14 protein-coding genes are annotated in these 13874 nt (G+C 72.9%); 7 read left to right on the plus strand and 7 right to left on the minus strand.

Annotation, left to right across the window (positions count from 1 at the left end; all coding sequences use genetic code 11):
- Positions 1-28: 28 nt before the first annotated feature.
- The 7 genes from GEV43_RS37525 to GEV43_RS37550 all read right to left on the minus strand — a co-directional run bounded on the left by GEV43_RS37525 (position 29) and on the right by GEV43_RS37550 (position 5852).
- Complete coding sequence (locus tag GEV43_RS37525) at positions 29-454, minus strand: VOC family protein (protein WP_160825465.1); 426 nt, start codon at positions 452-454, stop codon at positions 29-31.
- A gap of 20 nt (positions 455-474) precedes the next feature.
- Positions 475-1479, minus strand: a complete 1005-nt coding sequence (locus GEV43_RS52145) for a PHP domain-containing protein (protein WP_309240138.1) — start codon at positions 1477-1479, stop codon at positions 475-477.
- A complete protein-coding gene (locus tag GEV43_RS52150; protein WP_241684186.1) occupies positions 1368-2192 on the minus strand; it encodes a helix-hairpin-helix domain-containing protein in 825 nt (274 codons plus the stop codon). Before GEV43_RS52150 ends, GEV43_RS52145 begins: the two co-directional genes overlap by 112 nt.
- A 39-nt stretch (positions 2193-2231) precedes the next feature.
- Positions 2232-3071, minus strand: coding sequence for a proteasome subunit beta (prcB, locus tag GEV43_RS37535; protein ID WP_160825466.1), 840 nt, complete (start codon positions 3069-3071; stop codon positions 2232-2234).
- The gene (locus GEV43_RS37540; RefSeq protein ID WP_309240139.1) at positions 3068-4126 is read right to left on the minus strand and encodes an EamA family transporter; all 1059 of its coding nucleotides are present in this window, start codon (positions 4124-4126) and stop codon (positions 3068-3070) included. Before GEV43_RS37540 ends, prcB begins: the two co-directional genes overlap by 4 nt.
- Before the next feature lie 3 nt (positions 4127-4129).
- Positions 4130-4846 (minus strand): ABC transporter permease, encoded by a 717-nt coding sequence (locus tag GEV43_RS37545; protein WP_160825467.1) that lies wholly within the window; start codon positions 4844-4846, stop codon positions 4130-4132.
- A gap of 85 nt (positions 4847-4931) precedes the next feature.
- On the minus strand, positions 4932-5852 hold the full coding sequence (locus tag GEV43_RS37550; RefSeq protein ID WP_160825468.1) for an ABC transporter ATP-binding protein: 921 nt from the start codon (positions 5850-5852) through the stop codon (positions 4932-4934).
- Positions 5853-6037: 185 nt separating this feature from the next.
- Here GEV43_RS37550 and GEV43_RS37555 point away from each other — a divergent pair, with 185 nt between their 5' ends.
- The 7 genes from GEV43_RS37555 to GEV43_RS37585 all read left to right on the plus strand — a co-directional run bounded on the left by GEV43_RS37555 (position 6038) and on the right by GEV43_RS37585 (position 13866).
- Entirely contained in the window at positions 6038-6334 is a 297-nt protein-coding gene (locus GEV43_RS37555) for a DUF3040 domain-containing protein (protein ID WP_160825469.1), read from the plus strand.
- 239 nt (positions 6335-6573) lie between these two features.
- Complete coding sequence (locus GEV43_RS37560; protein WP_160825470.1) at positions 6574-7998, plus strand: APC family permease; 1425 nt, start codon at positions 6574-6576, stop codon at positions 7996-7998.
- Positions 7999-8067: 69 nt separating this feature from the next.
- Positions 8068-9309 (plus strand): arginine deiminase, encoded by a 1242-nt coding sequence (locus GEV43_RS37565; RefSeq protein WP_160825471.1) that lies wholly within the window; start codon positions 8068-8070, stop codon positions 9307-9309.
- Between the two features lie 30 nt (positions 9310-9339).
- Entirely contained in the window at positions 9340-10341 is a 1002-nt protein-coding gene (gene argF, locus GEV43_RS37570) for an ornithine carbamoyltransferase (protein WP_160825472.1), read from the plus strand.
- A gap of 47 nt (positions 10342-10388) precedes the next feature.
- The gene (gene arcC / locus GEV43_RS37575) at positions 10389-11324 is read left to right on the plus strand and encodes a carbamate kinase (RefSeq protein WP_160825473.1); all 936 of its coding nucleotides are present in this window, start codon (positions 10389-10391) and stop codon (positions 11322-11324) included.
- A gap of 77 nt (positions 11325-11401) precedes the next feature.
- Positions 11402-12880: an amino acid permease gene (locus tag GEV43_RS37580; RefSeq protein ID WP_206681565.1), complete on the plus strand. Its 1479-nt coding sequence runs from the start codon at positions 11402-11404 to the stop codon at positions 12878-12880.
- Positions 12877-13866, plus strand: a complete 990-nt coding sequence (locus tag GEV43_RS37585) for a universal stress protein (RefSeq protein WP_241684187.1) — start codon at positions 12877-12879, stop codon at positions 13864-13866. Before GEV43_RS37580 ends, GEV43_RS37585 begins: the two co-directional genes overlap by 4 nt.
- The last annotated feature ends 8 nt before the right edge of the window (positions 13867-13874 follow it).

Consider the following 13874-nt stretch of genomic DNA (forward strand, 5'->3'; position numbering starts at 1 on the left):
AGTCGGCCAAGCGGCGGTCCGGTTGTTGTCACCACTGCGGGTGTGAGCCGTCGGGTTGGAGGAACTCCAGGCGGTTGCCCAGGGGGTCGGAGGCGTAGAAGCGGCGGTGGCCCGGGAAGGCGTCGTCCCAGGTGACCTCGGCGCCGCTGGCGGTCAGCCGCTCGGCCAGCGCGTCCAGGTCGGCGACCCGGATGCCGGGGTGGGCCTTGCGGGCCGGGCGGAAGTCCTGCTCGACGCCGAGGTGGATCTCCAGGGCGTCGGCCCGGACCCACAGGCCGCCGCGGGCCGCCAGCGCCGGCGGCTTCTTGATCTCCAGCATGCCGAGAACGTCCACGTAGAACCTGCGGCACTCGTCCTCGGTGCCGGGGGCGATCGCGATCTGCACGTGGTGCGGCCCGTAGGCGAACGGTGATTCGTGGTCCGGTCCGTAGCCCTGGGACGAGATCTCGGTCATGGTGTCCGTTCTCCAGCGGGTCAGGGGGTGGGCTTGGCGAGGAAGGCGCGGAGGCGGTCCAGCGGCCAGGTGTTGATGACGTCGTCGGGGGTCAGCCAGCCGCGCTGGGCGGTGCCGACGCCGTAGCGGATGTTGCGGTGGTGGCCGACGGCGTGGGCGTCGGTGTCGATCGCGAACTTGACGCCGAGGCGCCGGGCGCGGCGGATCAGGTCGGACGGCAGGTCGAGCCGGTCGGGGAACGAGTCGATCTCCATCGCGGTGCCCGTGCGGGCGGCGCACCGGAACACCTCGTCCCAGTCGGCGTCCACGGGGGAGCGGCGGCCGATGAGGCGGGCCATGGGGTGGCCGATCACGTGGACGTGCGGGTTCTCGCAGGCGCGGACGAAGCGGCGGGTCATCTCCTCGGGCGTCTGGGTGAAGTGGGAGTGGACCGAGGCCACGCAGATGTCGAAGCCGGAGAGGAAGCCGACGTCCCAGTCGACCTCGCCGTCCGGGTCGATGTTGAGCTCGGCGCCGTGCAGGAGGGTCAGGCCCGGGTACTCGGCCTGGAGGGCGCGGATCCGCTCGCGCTGGGCCAGCATCTTCTCGTCGGTCATGCGCTGCATGAACAGGTTGGGCGCATGGTCGGTGATCGCGTAGTAGGACAGCCCGCGCGCCGACGCGGCGCGGACCATCTCCTCCAGGGACGCCGTGCCGTCGGTGAGGTCGGTGTGGCTGTGCAGGTCGCCCTTGAGGTCGTCAACGGTGACGAGGGCGGGCAGGGACCCGTCCAGCGCGGCCTCGATCTCGCCCTGGTCCTCGCGGAGCGGCGGCGCGATCCAGGGCAGGCCGAGGCGGTCGTAGACCTGCTCCTCGGTCTCGGAGACGATCAGGTCGTTGGTGCCGGCGTCGAACAGGCCGTACTCCGACAGCTTCAGCCCGGCGCGGACGGCGATCTCGCGGGTGCGCACGTTGTGGGCCTGGGAGCCGGTGAAGTACTGGAGCGCGGCGCCCCACGACTCGGGCGGTACGACGCGCAGGTCCACCTGGAGGCCCGGGTGGTGCGGACGGAGGTCTTCTTGTCGCCGCCGCCGATCACCTCGGACACGTACGGCAGGGCCTTGAACGCCTCCATGATGGGACGCGGGTCGCGGGAGGCGGCCAGGACGTCGACGTCGCCGATGGTCTCGCGCATCCGGCGCAGCGACCCGGCGAACGCGCAGCGCTCGGCGAGGGGCGACAGGGCCGCCACGATCTCGTCGGCCAGGTCGGCGGCGGCGTCGATGAGGACCCGCTCGCCGGTGGACTCCATCAGCTCGATGCCGCGCAGGATGTTGTCCTCGGTCTTGGCGCCGAAGCCCTTGAGGCCGCGCAGGCGTCCCTCGCGGATCGCGGCCGCCAGCTCGTCGATGGACGAGATGCCGAGCTCCTCGTAGACCGCCAGCGCCTTCTTCGGGCCGAGGGTCGGGATCGTGGTGAGCCTGCGGACGCCCGCGGGGATCTGGGTGCGCAGCTCCTCGACCTGGCGGATGGTGCCGGTCTGGTTGTAGTCCTCGAGCTTCTTGGCGATCGCCCCGCCGATCGAGGGGATCTTCTTCAGGTCGTTCGGGGAGAGCGCGGAGATGTCGTCGGGGTAGCCCGCGATCGCGCGCGCCGCCTTCTCGTACGCGCGGATCTTGAAGGCGTCGCCGCCGGTGATCGAGAGCAGGTCGGCCAGTTCCTGGACGAGGGCCGCGGCCTCGTCGTTCGCGCGTGCCATGATCCCGAGTCTAGGACCCGGGTACGACGTTCCCTGAGGTCAGTGCAGCGGGGCGATCGGGCCGTCGGGACGGTCGAAGCGGGCCCGGACGACCTCGTCGACGATGCCGGACACCTCGTCCTCGGGCAGGGCGCGGAAGCCGTCGGCGGTGACGACCGCGATCGTCGGGTAGATCCGGCGGGTCTGGTCGGGGCCGCCGGTCGCCGAGTCGTCGTCGGCCGCGTCGTACAGGGCCTGGACGCAGACGGCGGCGGCCTCCTCCTCGGTGAGGTCGTCGCGGTAGAGCTTCTTCAGGGCGCCGAGCGCGTAGGGCGAGCCGGACCCGTCGGAGTGGAAGCGGCGGGCCTCCTGCGGGGCGCCCGTGATGTCGTAGGTGTAGATGTGGCCGGTGTCGGCGTCGGCGTCGTACCCGGCGAACAGGGGGACGACCGCGAGGCCCTGGAGCGCCTGCGCCAGGTTGGCCTGGATGACGGCGCCGAGGCGGCGGGCCTTGCCCGGCAGCGACAGGGCGGCCGACTCCATCTTCTCGTAGTGCTCCAGCTCGACCTGGAACAGCCGGACCATCTCCAGCGCCAGGCCGACCGTTCCGGCGAACGCGACGACGGAGTACTCGTCGGCGCGCTGGACCTTGTCGAGCTCGCGGTAGGCGATCTGGTTGCCGCGGGTGGCGCGGCGGTCGCCCGCCATCATCACCCCGCCGGGGAACGTCAGCGCGAGGACGGTCGTGCCGTGCGGGAGGTCCAGCGCGGACGCGTCCTCGTCGACCCGGTTGACCGGGAGGAGGTCGGGGGAGTGCAGCCGCAGGAAGTCGACGAACGACGCCGACCCCGCGTCGAAGTACTCGGGCGGCAGCCCCTGGTCCTCTCCCCAGCCGGTCACGGCGGCTCCTCTCCGGTTCGTACGGCTCGTCCCTGTGGTTCGATCCTGTCACGCTGCGCTGGGCGCCCGCCACCGGCGGGGCGTTCGCCGGAAGCGATGATCGCCGGCCGCCCGGCGGCGTCAGGACTCGGGGGCCTCGGGCGGCGTGCGGGCCCGAGCGTGGCGCCCGCGCAGGCGACGATCACGCAGCAGATCGCGGCCCACTGGCGGCCCGTCAGCACCTCGCCGAGCAGCGCCACGCCGACGAGCGCGGCGACGGCCGGCTCCAGGCTCATCAGGATGCCGAAGACCTGGGCGGGCATCCGCCGCAGGGCCTCCAGCTCCAGCGAGTAGGGGATCACCGACGACAGCAGGCCCACGCCGAGGCCGATCAGCAGCAGCCGGGGGTCGAGCAGCGCCGACCCGCCCGTGGTGACGCCGAGCGGCAGGATCGCGATCGTGCCGACGACGCTGGCGAGCGCGAGGCCGGTGGACCCGGAGAAGTGCCGGCCCGTGGCGGCGCTCAGCAGGATGTAGGCGGCCCAGCAGACCCCGGCGACCAGGGCGAAGCCGACGCCGATCAGGTCGATGCCGCCGCCGCCCTTGGCGAGCATCACGACCCCCGCGCCCGCGAGCAGGGCCCAGAACGCGTCGCGCGGGCGGCGGGACGCCAGCAGCGACACCGTCAGCGGCCCGAGGAACTCGACCGTGACCGCCACGCCCAGCGGGATCCGGGCGAACGACTGGTAGATCGAGAAGTTCATCAGCGCCAGCGCCAGCCCGAACCCGGCGGCGAGTGCCAGGCTGCGCCGGGAGTGGTCGCGCACCACCGTGCGCAGCGCCCTGCGGCCGATGAACCCGAGCACGAGCGCCGACGTCAGCAGCCGCATGAGCACGACGGCGCTCGGCGACATCTGGTCGAAGATGTGCTTGGCCATCCCCGCGCCGACCTGGACGGAGACGATGCCGAGCAGGATCAGCGCGGGCGGCGGGACGGAGCCGAGCGACAGCGTCCGGGCGCGGCGGGGCGCCCCGCCCGCCGCGCCGTAGGACCCGGGTGCCTCAGCGAGCGCCACGTATCACTCCCACTTGAAGAATCGGGCGGCGAGGGCGAGGCCGGCGGCGGCCCACACCGCGAGGATCAGCAGCGGCCCGCCGGGGAGCGCCGCGCCGTGCTGGAGGACGTCGCGCAGCCCGTCGGCGAGCGCCGCTATGGGCAGCAGCTCCAGCGCCGAACGTATTCCGCCGGGGAAGTCGTCGAGCGGGAACACCACCCCGCCGACGGCCAGCAGCAGGATGTAGACGAGGTTGGCCGCGGCGAGCGTCGCCTCGGCGCGCAGCGTTCCCGCCATGAGCAGCCCGAACCCGCTGAACGCGGCGGTGCCGAGCAGCAGGAGCAGCACCGCGGAGAACGGGTCGCCGTGCGGGTGCCAGCCGAGCGCCAGCGCCACAGCGCAGATCACCGCGGCCTGGATGGCCTCCACCGCGAGCACGGTGAGGGTCTTGGCGGCGATCAGCCCGCCGCGCGGCAGCGGGGTGGCGCCGAGCCGCTTGAGCACCCCGTAGCGGCGCTCGAAGCCGGTGCCGATCGCCTGCCCGGTGAACGCGGTGGACATGACCGCGAGGGCGAGGACGCCGGGGGCGAGGAAGTCGACCCGGTCGCCGGGCCCGAGGTCGAGCAGCGACGTGGCGCTGAACAGGGTGAGCAGGACGACGGGGATGATCAACGTGAGCAGGAGCTGCTCGCCGTTGCGCAGCAGCGTGCGGATCTCGTAGCCGGTCTGGGCGAGGATCATGCGCGGCAGCGGGACCGCGCCGGGCGCCGGGGCGAGGTCGAGGGGCGCGCGCTCCGGGCGGGCTCCGCGCCCGGCGTCGCGGTGGTCACGAGCGCAGCTCCCGTCCGGTCAGTTCGAGGAAGACGTCCTCAAGGGTGCGGCGCTCGATCCGCAGGTCGTCGGCCATGACGCCGTGGGACGCGCACCAGGCGGTCACGGTGGCGAGCAGGCCGGGGTCGACGCTGCCCTCGATCAGGTAGTGCCCGGCGGGCGACTCCTTGGCGGTGCTGCCGACCGGCAGGGCCGACAGCAGCTCCTCCACGCCGAGGCCGGGGCGCGCCCGGAAGCGGAGCTGCCGCTCGGCGCCGGTCAGCTCGGCGGGGCTGCCCTCGGCGACGATCCGGCCGTGGTCGACGATCACCACTTGGTCGGCGAGCCGTTCGGCCTCGTCCATGTGGTGGGTGGTGAGCACCACCGCGACCCCGGCGGCGCGCAGCTCCCCGACCAGCTCCCAGGTGGCGTGCCTGGCCTGCGGGTCGAGGCCGGTGGTCGGCTCGTCCAGGAACACCAGCTCGGGGCGCCCGACGACCGCGACCGCGAGCGACAGCCGCTGCTGCTGCCCGCCCGACAGCCGCCGGAACGGCGTGCGGGCCTGCTCGGTGAGGCCGAGCCGGGCGAGCAGCGCGGCCGGGTCGAGCGGGGAGGCGTGGAACGAGGCGACCAGCCGCAGGAACTCCCCGGCCCGCGCGGTGCCGGGCACGCCCCCGGACTGCGGCATCACGCCGACGCGGGCCCGCAGCTCCCGGTCGCCCGGGTCGCGGCCGAGGACCCGGACCGTGCCGGAGTCGGCGCGCCGGAACCCCTCGCAGATCTCGATCGTGGTGGTCTTGCCCGCCCCGTTCGGGCCGAGCATCGCGGTGACCTCGCCCCGGGCGGCGTGGAAGGACAGCCCGTCCACGGCGGCGGTGGGGCCGTAACGCTTCACCAGCGCGTCGATCTCGACCGCGCCGTCTCCGGGGGGTGCCATGAAACCGAGTTTAGGGCGGCCCTCCGACAGGTCCGCGCCTGGCCCGGCGGTGCGGACCCGCCGGGCGCCCGGGGCGGCCCGGCGGCCGCGCGCCCGGGTCAGCGCCCGGTCAAATATTTGGACACTAGACACCAAATCGGTTAAAACGGTGGCCTGGGGCGGGTGCGCCGCCGTGGGGGGACGAGATGCCGCTGTCGGAGACGGAGAGCCGGGCGCTGGAACGGCTCGCGCGGCGGACCGCCGCCGAGGATCCCGAGTACGCCCGGCGCCTCGCGGCCTTCGGCGGGTACGAGGCCAGCCCGCTGGGGCTGCCGTCGGCCTGGACGCTGCTGCCCGTCGTCCTGGCCGTTCTCCTGCTGCTCGCGGTCCTGTTCGCGGCGGCCCTCGCCGGCCACCGCCACACGGCCCCCTCGCACACCCCCGCCTCCCCGCCGCGCGCGGGCGCCCACGCCCCCGCCGCCCCGATCGCGCCCCACGCCTGACACGGGCGGGGACGGGCGAGCGGACGCCCGGGGGCCTTTCTCCCCTTTCCCTCAAGTAGGTGCCAAGGAATTCCCCGCCTTCCGGAAAAGGCAAAAATCGGCCGATGATCTGCTGGTGATAAGGCGTCCGGGGGCAATGCCGGCCGAGTTTCGGGGGAGGGGTCCCGGGTAATTCCCAGCGTGTCACCCGTGTGCCGTGGTGACCCAACGGGGGCCGTTCACGTGTCGGGGGGATGCGCATGGGAGAGCCCGCATCGCCGCCACCGGACGCGGGGGAGCTCACCCGGGCGGGGACGGGGCGCCCCCCGGGCGAGGGCCATGCCGCGAGCGGCGGCAGGCTGGGCATGCCCGCGGCGACGTCCCTGGTCATCGGCAACATCGTCGGCACGGGGATCTTCCTGCTGCCGGCCTCCCTCGCGGCGATCGGCACCATCAGCTTCCTGGTGATGATCGTCACGACGCTCGCCGCCGTCGCGCTCGCGATCGTGTTCGGAAGGCTCGGCGCGCGCCTTCCGTCGAGCGGCGGCCCTTACGCGTACGCGCGCCAGGCTTTCGGGGAATTCGCGGGTTTCTGGACGGCGTGGTCGTTCTGGCTGACGGCCTGGGGCGGGAACGCGGGAATCGCGGTCGCCTGGGTCGGCTACGTCAATTACTTCCTGCACTGGAACGGCACGGCCGGGCAGATCGCCGTCGGCCTCGTCGGCGTCTGGGTGCCGGCGCTGATCAACCTCGGCGGCGTGCGCAACGTCGGGGTGTTCCAGCTCGTCACCACGGTGCTGAAGTTCGTCCCGCTGATCTTCGTGGCGCTGGTCGGCCTGTTCTTCATGTCGTCGGACAACTTCGGGCCGTTCAACGCCGAGGGCGGCTCGCTGTGGGACTCGGTCTGGCTGGCGGCCGGGCTGATCCTGTTCATCTACTCCGGCATGGAGAGCGTGACCATCGTCGCCGAGCGGGTCCGGGACCCGGAGCGCAACATCGGCCGGGCCGGGCTCTGCGGCGTCGTCGCCTGCGGGCTGATGTACCTGCTGGCGACCGTGGCGATCTTCGGGACCGTCCCGCACGGCCAGCTCGTCGGCTCCACCGCCCCGTTCGCCGACGCGATCAACAACATGTTCGGCGGGAGCGGCTGGGGCGGGGTGATGGCGGCCTGCGCGGTCGCGTCCGGGATCGGGGCGCTGAACGGCTGGACGATGCTCGTCGCCGAGATGCCGATGGCGGCGGCGCGCGACGGCCTGTTCCCGGCGGGCTTCGCCCGGCTGTCGCGCCGGGGCGCGCCGGTGCTCGGCATCCTGGTCGGCGCGGCGCTGACCTCGCTGATGCTGCTGTTCGCGTACGCGTCGGAGAACACGTTCAACACGATCCTGCTGTTCGCCTCGTTCACCACCGCGATCCCGTACTTCTTCTCCGCGGCGGCGCAGCTCTACTGGCTCGTCACGGGAGGCCGCGGCGTCGACCGGGGACGGATGGCGCGGGACCTGGCGATGGCCGTCGCGGCGCTGTTGTTCGCGTTCGCGATCGTGTACGGCTCCGGCGAGGAGGCCGTGATGCTGGGCGTCCTCGCGATGCTCGTCGGCGTCCCGGTCTACATCTGGACCAAGGCCCGGCGCGGCGAGTTCGGCCCGAGCGAGCGGCGGCCCGCCTCCCCGGCCGACCCGGGCTCCTGACATGCCCGCCCGCGCGGGCGGCGGCACCTCTCCGGCGCGCGCCGGGGGCTCCTAGGAGGTAGGCAGACGATGTCCTTCAACGTCCGGTCCGAGGTGGGGCGGCTCCGGCAGGTCCTGGTGCACCGCCCGGAGCTGTCCCTGAAACGGCTCACCCCGTCCAACGCGGCGGGCCTGCTGTTCGACGACGTGCTGTGGGTGCAGCGCGCGGGCGAGGAGCACGACGAGTTCCGCGAGGTCCTCGCGGCCCGGGGCGTACGGGTCAGCCTGCTGCTCGACCTGCTGCGCGAGACGGTCGAGATCCCCGAGGCCCGCCGGCACATCCTCGACTACGTCGCCGACCCGCACTGGTTCGGGCCGCTCGCGACCGACGCGATCCGCAACGCGTTCGACGCCATGGACACCCGCGAGCTCGGCTCGTTCCTCATCGGCGGCATCACCAAGCGCGAGCTGCTGGACCGGATCGAGGAGCCGAAGTCGATCGCGTTCCACTCGATCGGCATGGACGAGTTCGTCATGCCGCCGCTGCCGAACCACCTGTTCACCCGCGACACGTCCTGCTGGGTGTACGACGGCGTGTCGATCAACGCGATGCGCAAGAAGGCGCGGACCCGCGAGACGGTGAACATGGAGGCCGTCTACCGGTGGCACCCGATGTTCGCCGACGGCTACGGCCGTCCCGAGGCGGGCGGCTACCACGTGTGGAACGAGGGCACCGCGATGGCGCCCGCGACCATCGAGGGCGGCGACGTCCTCGTGATCGGCAACGGGGCGGTGCTGGTCGGGATGAGCGAGCGCACCCAGCCGCAGGCCGTGGAGATGCTGGCGCAGACGCTGTTCGCCGCGGGGAGCTGCGCGCGGATCGTCGCGCTGCGGCTGCCGAGCAAGCGGGCGTTCATGCACCTGGACACGGTGATGACGATGGTCGACCACGGCGTGTTCACCAAGTACGCCGGGATGGGCATGCTGCCCTCGTTCACCGTCGAGCCGGGCGACACCGACAAGGAGCTGAGGATCACCGACCACCCGCCCGAGGAGATGCACCGGGCCATCGCCGCCGCGCTCGGGCTCGACGACATCAAGGTGCTGACCGCGACGCAGGACGTGTTCTCCGCCGAGCGCGAGCAGTGGGACGACGGGTCCAACGTCCTCGCGGTCGAGCCCGGCGTCGTCATCGCCTACGAGCGCAACACCACCACCAACAACCACCTGAGCAGGAACGGCATCGAGGTCCTCACGATCCGGGGCAGCGAGCTCGGCCGCGGCCGGGGCGGCCCCCGCTGCATGAGCTGCCCGCTCGAACGCGACGCCTGACCGCGGGCCCACCACCGTACGGAGAGCGACATGGCATTCAACCTTCGCGGGCGCAGCTACCTGAAGGAGCTGGACTTCACGCCGAGGGAGTTCACGTTCCTCATCGACCTCGCCGCCGAGCTGAAGCGCGCCAAGTACGGCGGCGTCGAGCGCCCGCGCCTGACCGGCAAGAACATCGCGCTCATCTTCGAGAAGACCTCCACCCGCACCCGCTGCGCGTTCGAGGTCGCCGCGCACGACCAGGGCGCGCACGTGACGTACCTCGACCCGGCCGGCTCGCAGATCGGCCGCAAGGAGTCGATGAAGGACACCGCGCGGGTGCTCGGCCGGATGTTCGACGCCATCGAGTACCGGGGGTCCCGGCAGCGGTTCGTCGAGGAGCTGGCCGAGCACTCCGGCGTCCCGGTGTGGAACGGCCTGACCGACGAGTGGCACCCGACGCAGATGCTCGCCGACGCGCTGACCATGCGGGAGCACAGCGACAAGCCGCTGCGCGAGGTCGCGTTCGCCTACCTCGGCGACGCCCGCAACAACATGGGGCACTCCTACGTCGCGGCGGGGGCGCTGCTCGGCATGGACGTCCGCATGGTCGCGCCGAAGGCCCTCTGGCCCGACGAGGACCTGGTCCTCAAGCCCGCGAGGCGGGTCGCGGAGCGCACCGGCGCGGAGATCACCGTCACCGACGACGTCGCGGCGGGCGTGCGCGGCGCCGACTTCCTCCTCACCGACGTGTGGGTCTCGATGGGCGAGCCCGACGAGGTGTGGGACGAGCGGATCAGGCTCCTCAGGCCGTACCAGGTCAACGCCGGGGTGCTGCGCGCCACCGGCAACCCGCGGGTGCGGTTCATGCACTGCCTGCCCGCTTACCACGACCGCGGGACCGAGGTCGGCGAGGAGGTCTACCAGCGGACGGGCCTGGACGCCCTGGAGGTGACCGACGAGGTCTTCGAGTCCGACGCCTCGATCGTCTTCGACGAGGCCGAGAACCGGATGCACACGATCAAGGCCATCATGGTCGCCACGCTCGGCTGAGCGGGCGCACGGCCATGGGAACGCGGGAGAGCGGGGAGAGGGAGGCCATGCGCGTCGTCGTCGCGCTCGGAGGGAACGCGCTGATGCGGCGGGAGGACAGGCCCGACGCCTCGCTGCAACGGGCCAACGTGATGGCCGCCGTCAAGTCGCTCGCGCCGCTCGCCGAACGGCACGAGCTGATCGTCACGCACGGGAACGGCCCGCAGGTCGGGGTGCTGTCGCTGGAGAGCATCAACGACCCGAACCTGACGCGGCCCTACCCGCTGGACACGATCGGCGCCGAGACCCAGGGCATGATCGGCTACTGGCTGCTCCAGGCCATGCAGAACGCCCTGCCGGGCCGGCAGGTGATGGCGGTGATCAACCAGACGCTGGTCTCGGCGGTGGACCCGGCGTTCGACGACCCGACCAAGTTCGTCGGGCAGGTCTACACCCGCGACGAGGCCGAGCGGCTGGCCCGCGAGTACGGCTGGCGGATCAAGGCCGACGGGGACCACTGGCGCCGCGTGGTGCCCTCGCCCGCGCCGCAGCGGGTGATCGAGACGCGGCTGCTGCGCCAGCTCGTCCGGGCCGGGACCGTGGTGATCTGCGCGGGCGGCGGCGGCATCCCCGTCGTCCGCAACGACGTCGGCCAGCTCGAAGGCGTCGAGGCCGTCGTGGACAAGGACGCGACCGCCGCGCTGCTCGCCGAGACGCTGGAGGCCGACGCCCTGCTCGTCCTGACGGACGTGACCCGGGTGATGCGCGGCTTCGGCACGCCGCACCAGGAGGAGATCAAGCAGACCACCCCGCACGAGCTGCGCGCCGAGGACTTCCCGGCCGGGTCGATGGGCCCGAAGGTCGAGGCCGTCACCGGGTTCGTGGAGCGCACCGGGGACATGGCCGCGATCGGCAGGCTCGACCAGTGCGTCCAGATCCTGGCCGGCACCGCGGGAACGATCGTCACGCCCAACGCCACCTGGCCGCTGGCCAGCACGCTCTAGCCACGCACAGGCCCGCCGTCAGGGGCGGGCACGCCGGAGGCCGAACGCGGCCGACGCAGGACTACGGGGGGAACGCATTGGCTTCCGGAACGGCGCCGTCCGGCGGTTCGCCGCCGGGGACGCTGCTGCACAGCCTGGTCAGGACCAAACCGGTCGACGACATCGTCGCCGAGGGCGGGCAGGGCGAGGGCGGCGAGCTCAAGCGGTCGATGAGCCTGCTCCAGCTGACGCTGTTCAGCGTCGGCGCGACGCTCGGCACGGGGATCTTCGTGGTGCTGGGCGAGGCGGTCCCGCTCGCCGGCCCCGCCGTGACGCTGGCGTTCGTGCTGGCCGCGGTCACCGCGCTGTTCTCCGCCCTGTCGTACGCCGAGCTCGCCGGGACGATCCCGGTCTCGGGCTCGTCCTACTCCTACGCGTACGCCACGCTCGGCGAGCTCGTCGCGTGGGTGTGCGGGTGGTGCCTGCTGCTGGAGTACGCGGTGTCGGTGTCGGCCGTCGCGGTCGGCTGGGGCTCCTACCTGAACGAGTTCTTCGACAAGGCGTTCGGGTTCACGCTGCCCGCGGCGGTCAGCGGCTCGCCGGGCAGCGACGGCGGCTGGATCAACCTGCCCGCCGTCGCGGTGGTGGCGATCGCCGCGTCCCTGCTGCTGCGCGGGACGTCCGAGAGCGCCGTCGCCAACATGATCATGGTCTTCCTGAAGATCGGCGTGCTGGTGTTCTTCTGCGCGGTCGCCGCGACGGCGTTCAAGTCCGGGAACATGTCGCCGTTCGTGCCGATGGGGTGGGCGGGCGTCAGCGCCGCCGGCTCGAAGGTGTTCTTCTCCTACATCGGGTTCGACGCGGCGTCCACCGCGGGCGAGGAGGCCAAGAACCCCAAGCGCGACCTGCCGCTCGCGATCATCCTGTCGCTGGTCATCGTGACCCTCGTGTACGTCGCGGTCGGGCTCGCCGCGGTCGGGGCGATGTCCTGGCGGCGGTTCGCGCTGAGCGGCTCGGAGGCGTCGCTGGCCAAGGTGCTGGACGAGTCGACCGGGATGTCGTGGCCGTCGATCGTGCTGTCGTTCGGCGCCGTCGTCGCCATCGCCAGCGTCGTGCTGACCGTCATGTACGGGCAGACGCGCATCCTGTTCGCGATGTCGCGGGACGGGCTCGTCCCGCCGGTGTTCCAGAAGGTCAGCCGGCGCGCCTCGGTCCCGGTCGCCAACACGCTGATCGTCGCCTCGTTCATCGCGGTGCTCGCGGCGCTGGTCCCGCTCGGCAAGCTGGTGGACGCCACCAGCATCGGCACGCTGTTCGCGTTCGCGCTGGTCAGCGCCGGGGTGATCGTGCTGCGCCGGACCAGGCCCGAGATGCCGCGCAGCTTCCGCACGCCGTTCTACCCGGTCACGCCGCTGCTCGGGATCGGCTTCTGCGTCTACCTGATGGTCGGCCTCGGCGGGGTGACCTGGCTGGTCTTCCTGGCCTGGGCGGCGGTCGGCCTCGTCGCCTACTTCGCCTACGGGCGCCGCCACTCGCGCCTCGCCAAGCCGCCCGAGCTCCGGAAGGAGAGCCCATGAGCCAGCAGGACCCGATGCGGGTCGTCGTCGGCTACTCGCCCGACGAGCGGGGCGAGGACGCGCTCGCGCTGGCCGCCCTCGTCTGCCGCGCCGCGAGGTCGCCGCTGACCGTCGCGAACGTCCACCCGCCCGCCTGGCCCGCGCGCGGCCCCGGCTCGGTCGACGCCGAGTGGGTCGCCTACCTCAGGGACCAGGCGCGGGCGGCCGTCGAGCAGGGCGCCGCCCGGCTCGCCGAGCTGAAGGTGCCGAAGCGGTCCCTGGACCCGCGGGTGCACGCCCACCGGGGCAGCGGGCGCGGCCTGATCGACATCGCCGAGGAGGTGCGCGCCGACCTGATCGTCGTCGGCTCGGCCCCGCGCGGCCGCCGCGACCGGATCGCGATCGGCAGCACCGCCGACCAGCTCCTGCACGGCTCGCCCGTGCCGGTCATGCTCGCCCCGCGCGGGTACGCCGAGGGCGCCCCGGACCGGTTCGAGCGCCTCACCGTCGCGTACTGGCCGCGCCGCGACGCCGACGCCCCGCTGGCCTCCTCGGCCGCGATCGCCGCCTCGCTCGGCCTGCCCGTACGGCTCGTCACGCTGGTGCCGCGCCCGCCCGGCCTCGCCGCCAAGTTCCGGGGGAACGCCGAGGACGTCGTCCGGCGGCAGCTCGACCGGGCCGAACGGGACCTGGCGCGCGCGGCCGAGCAGGCGGCGAGCCTCGCCGGGCCCGGCCTGGAGGTGCGGACCGAGACGGCGGACGGGACCGGGATCGCCAAGGCCCTGCGCTCGGTCGATATGCTCCCCGGCGAGGTGCTGGCGTGCATGTCGAGCCATGACGGCCCGCTGCGCAAGGTGTTCCTCGGCGCGACCTCCGGCAAGATCGTCCGCGCGTCCTCGTGCCCCGTCGTGGTGCTGCCCCGCGAGCCCCGGAACGCGGCGCCGCCGCGCGTCCGGCGGCCCCGGCAGGGCGGCGGCGGGCGGAAGCGGAAGGCGGGCGGGACGTAGGTAAGGCT

This window comes from Actinomadura sp. J1-007 (genome assembly GCF_009793335.1).
Taxonomy (GTDB): domain Bacteria; phylum Actinomycetota; class Actinomycetes; order Streptosporangiales; family Streptosporangiaceae; genus Spirillospora; species Spirillospora yumaensis.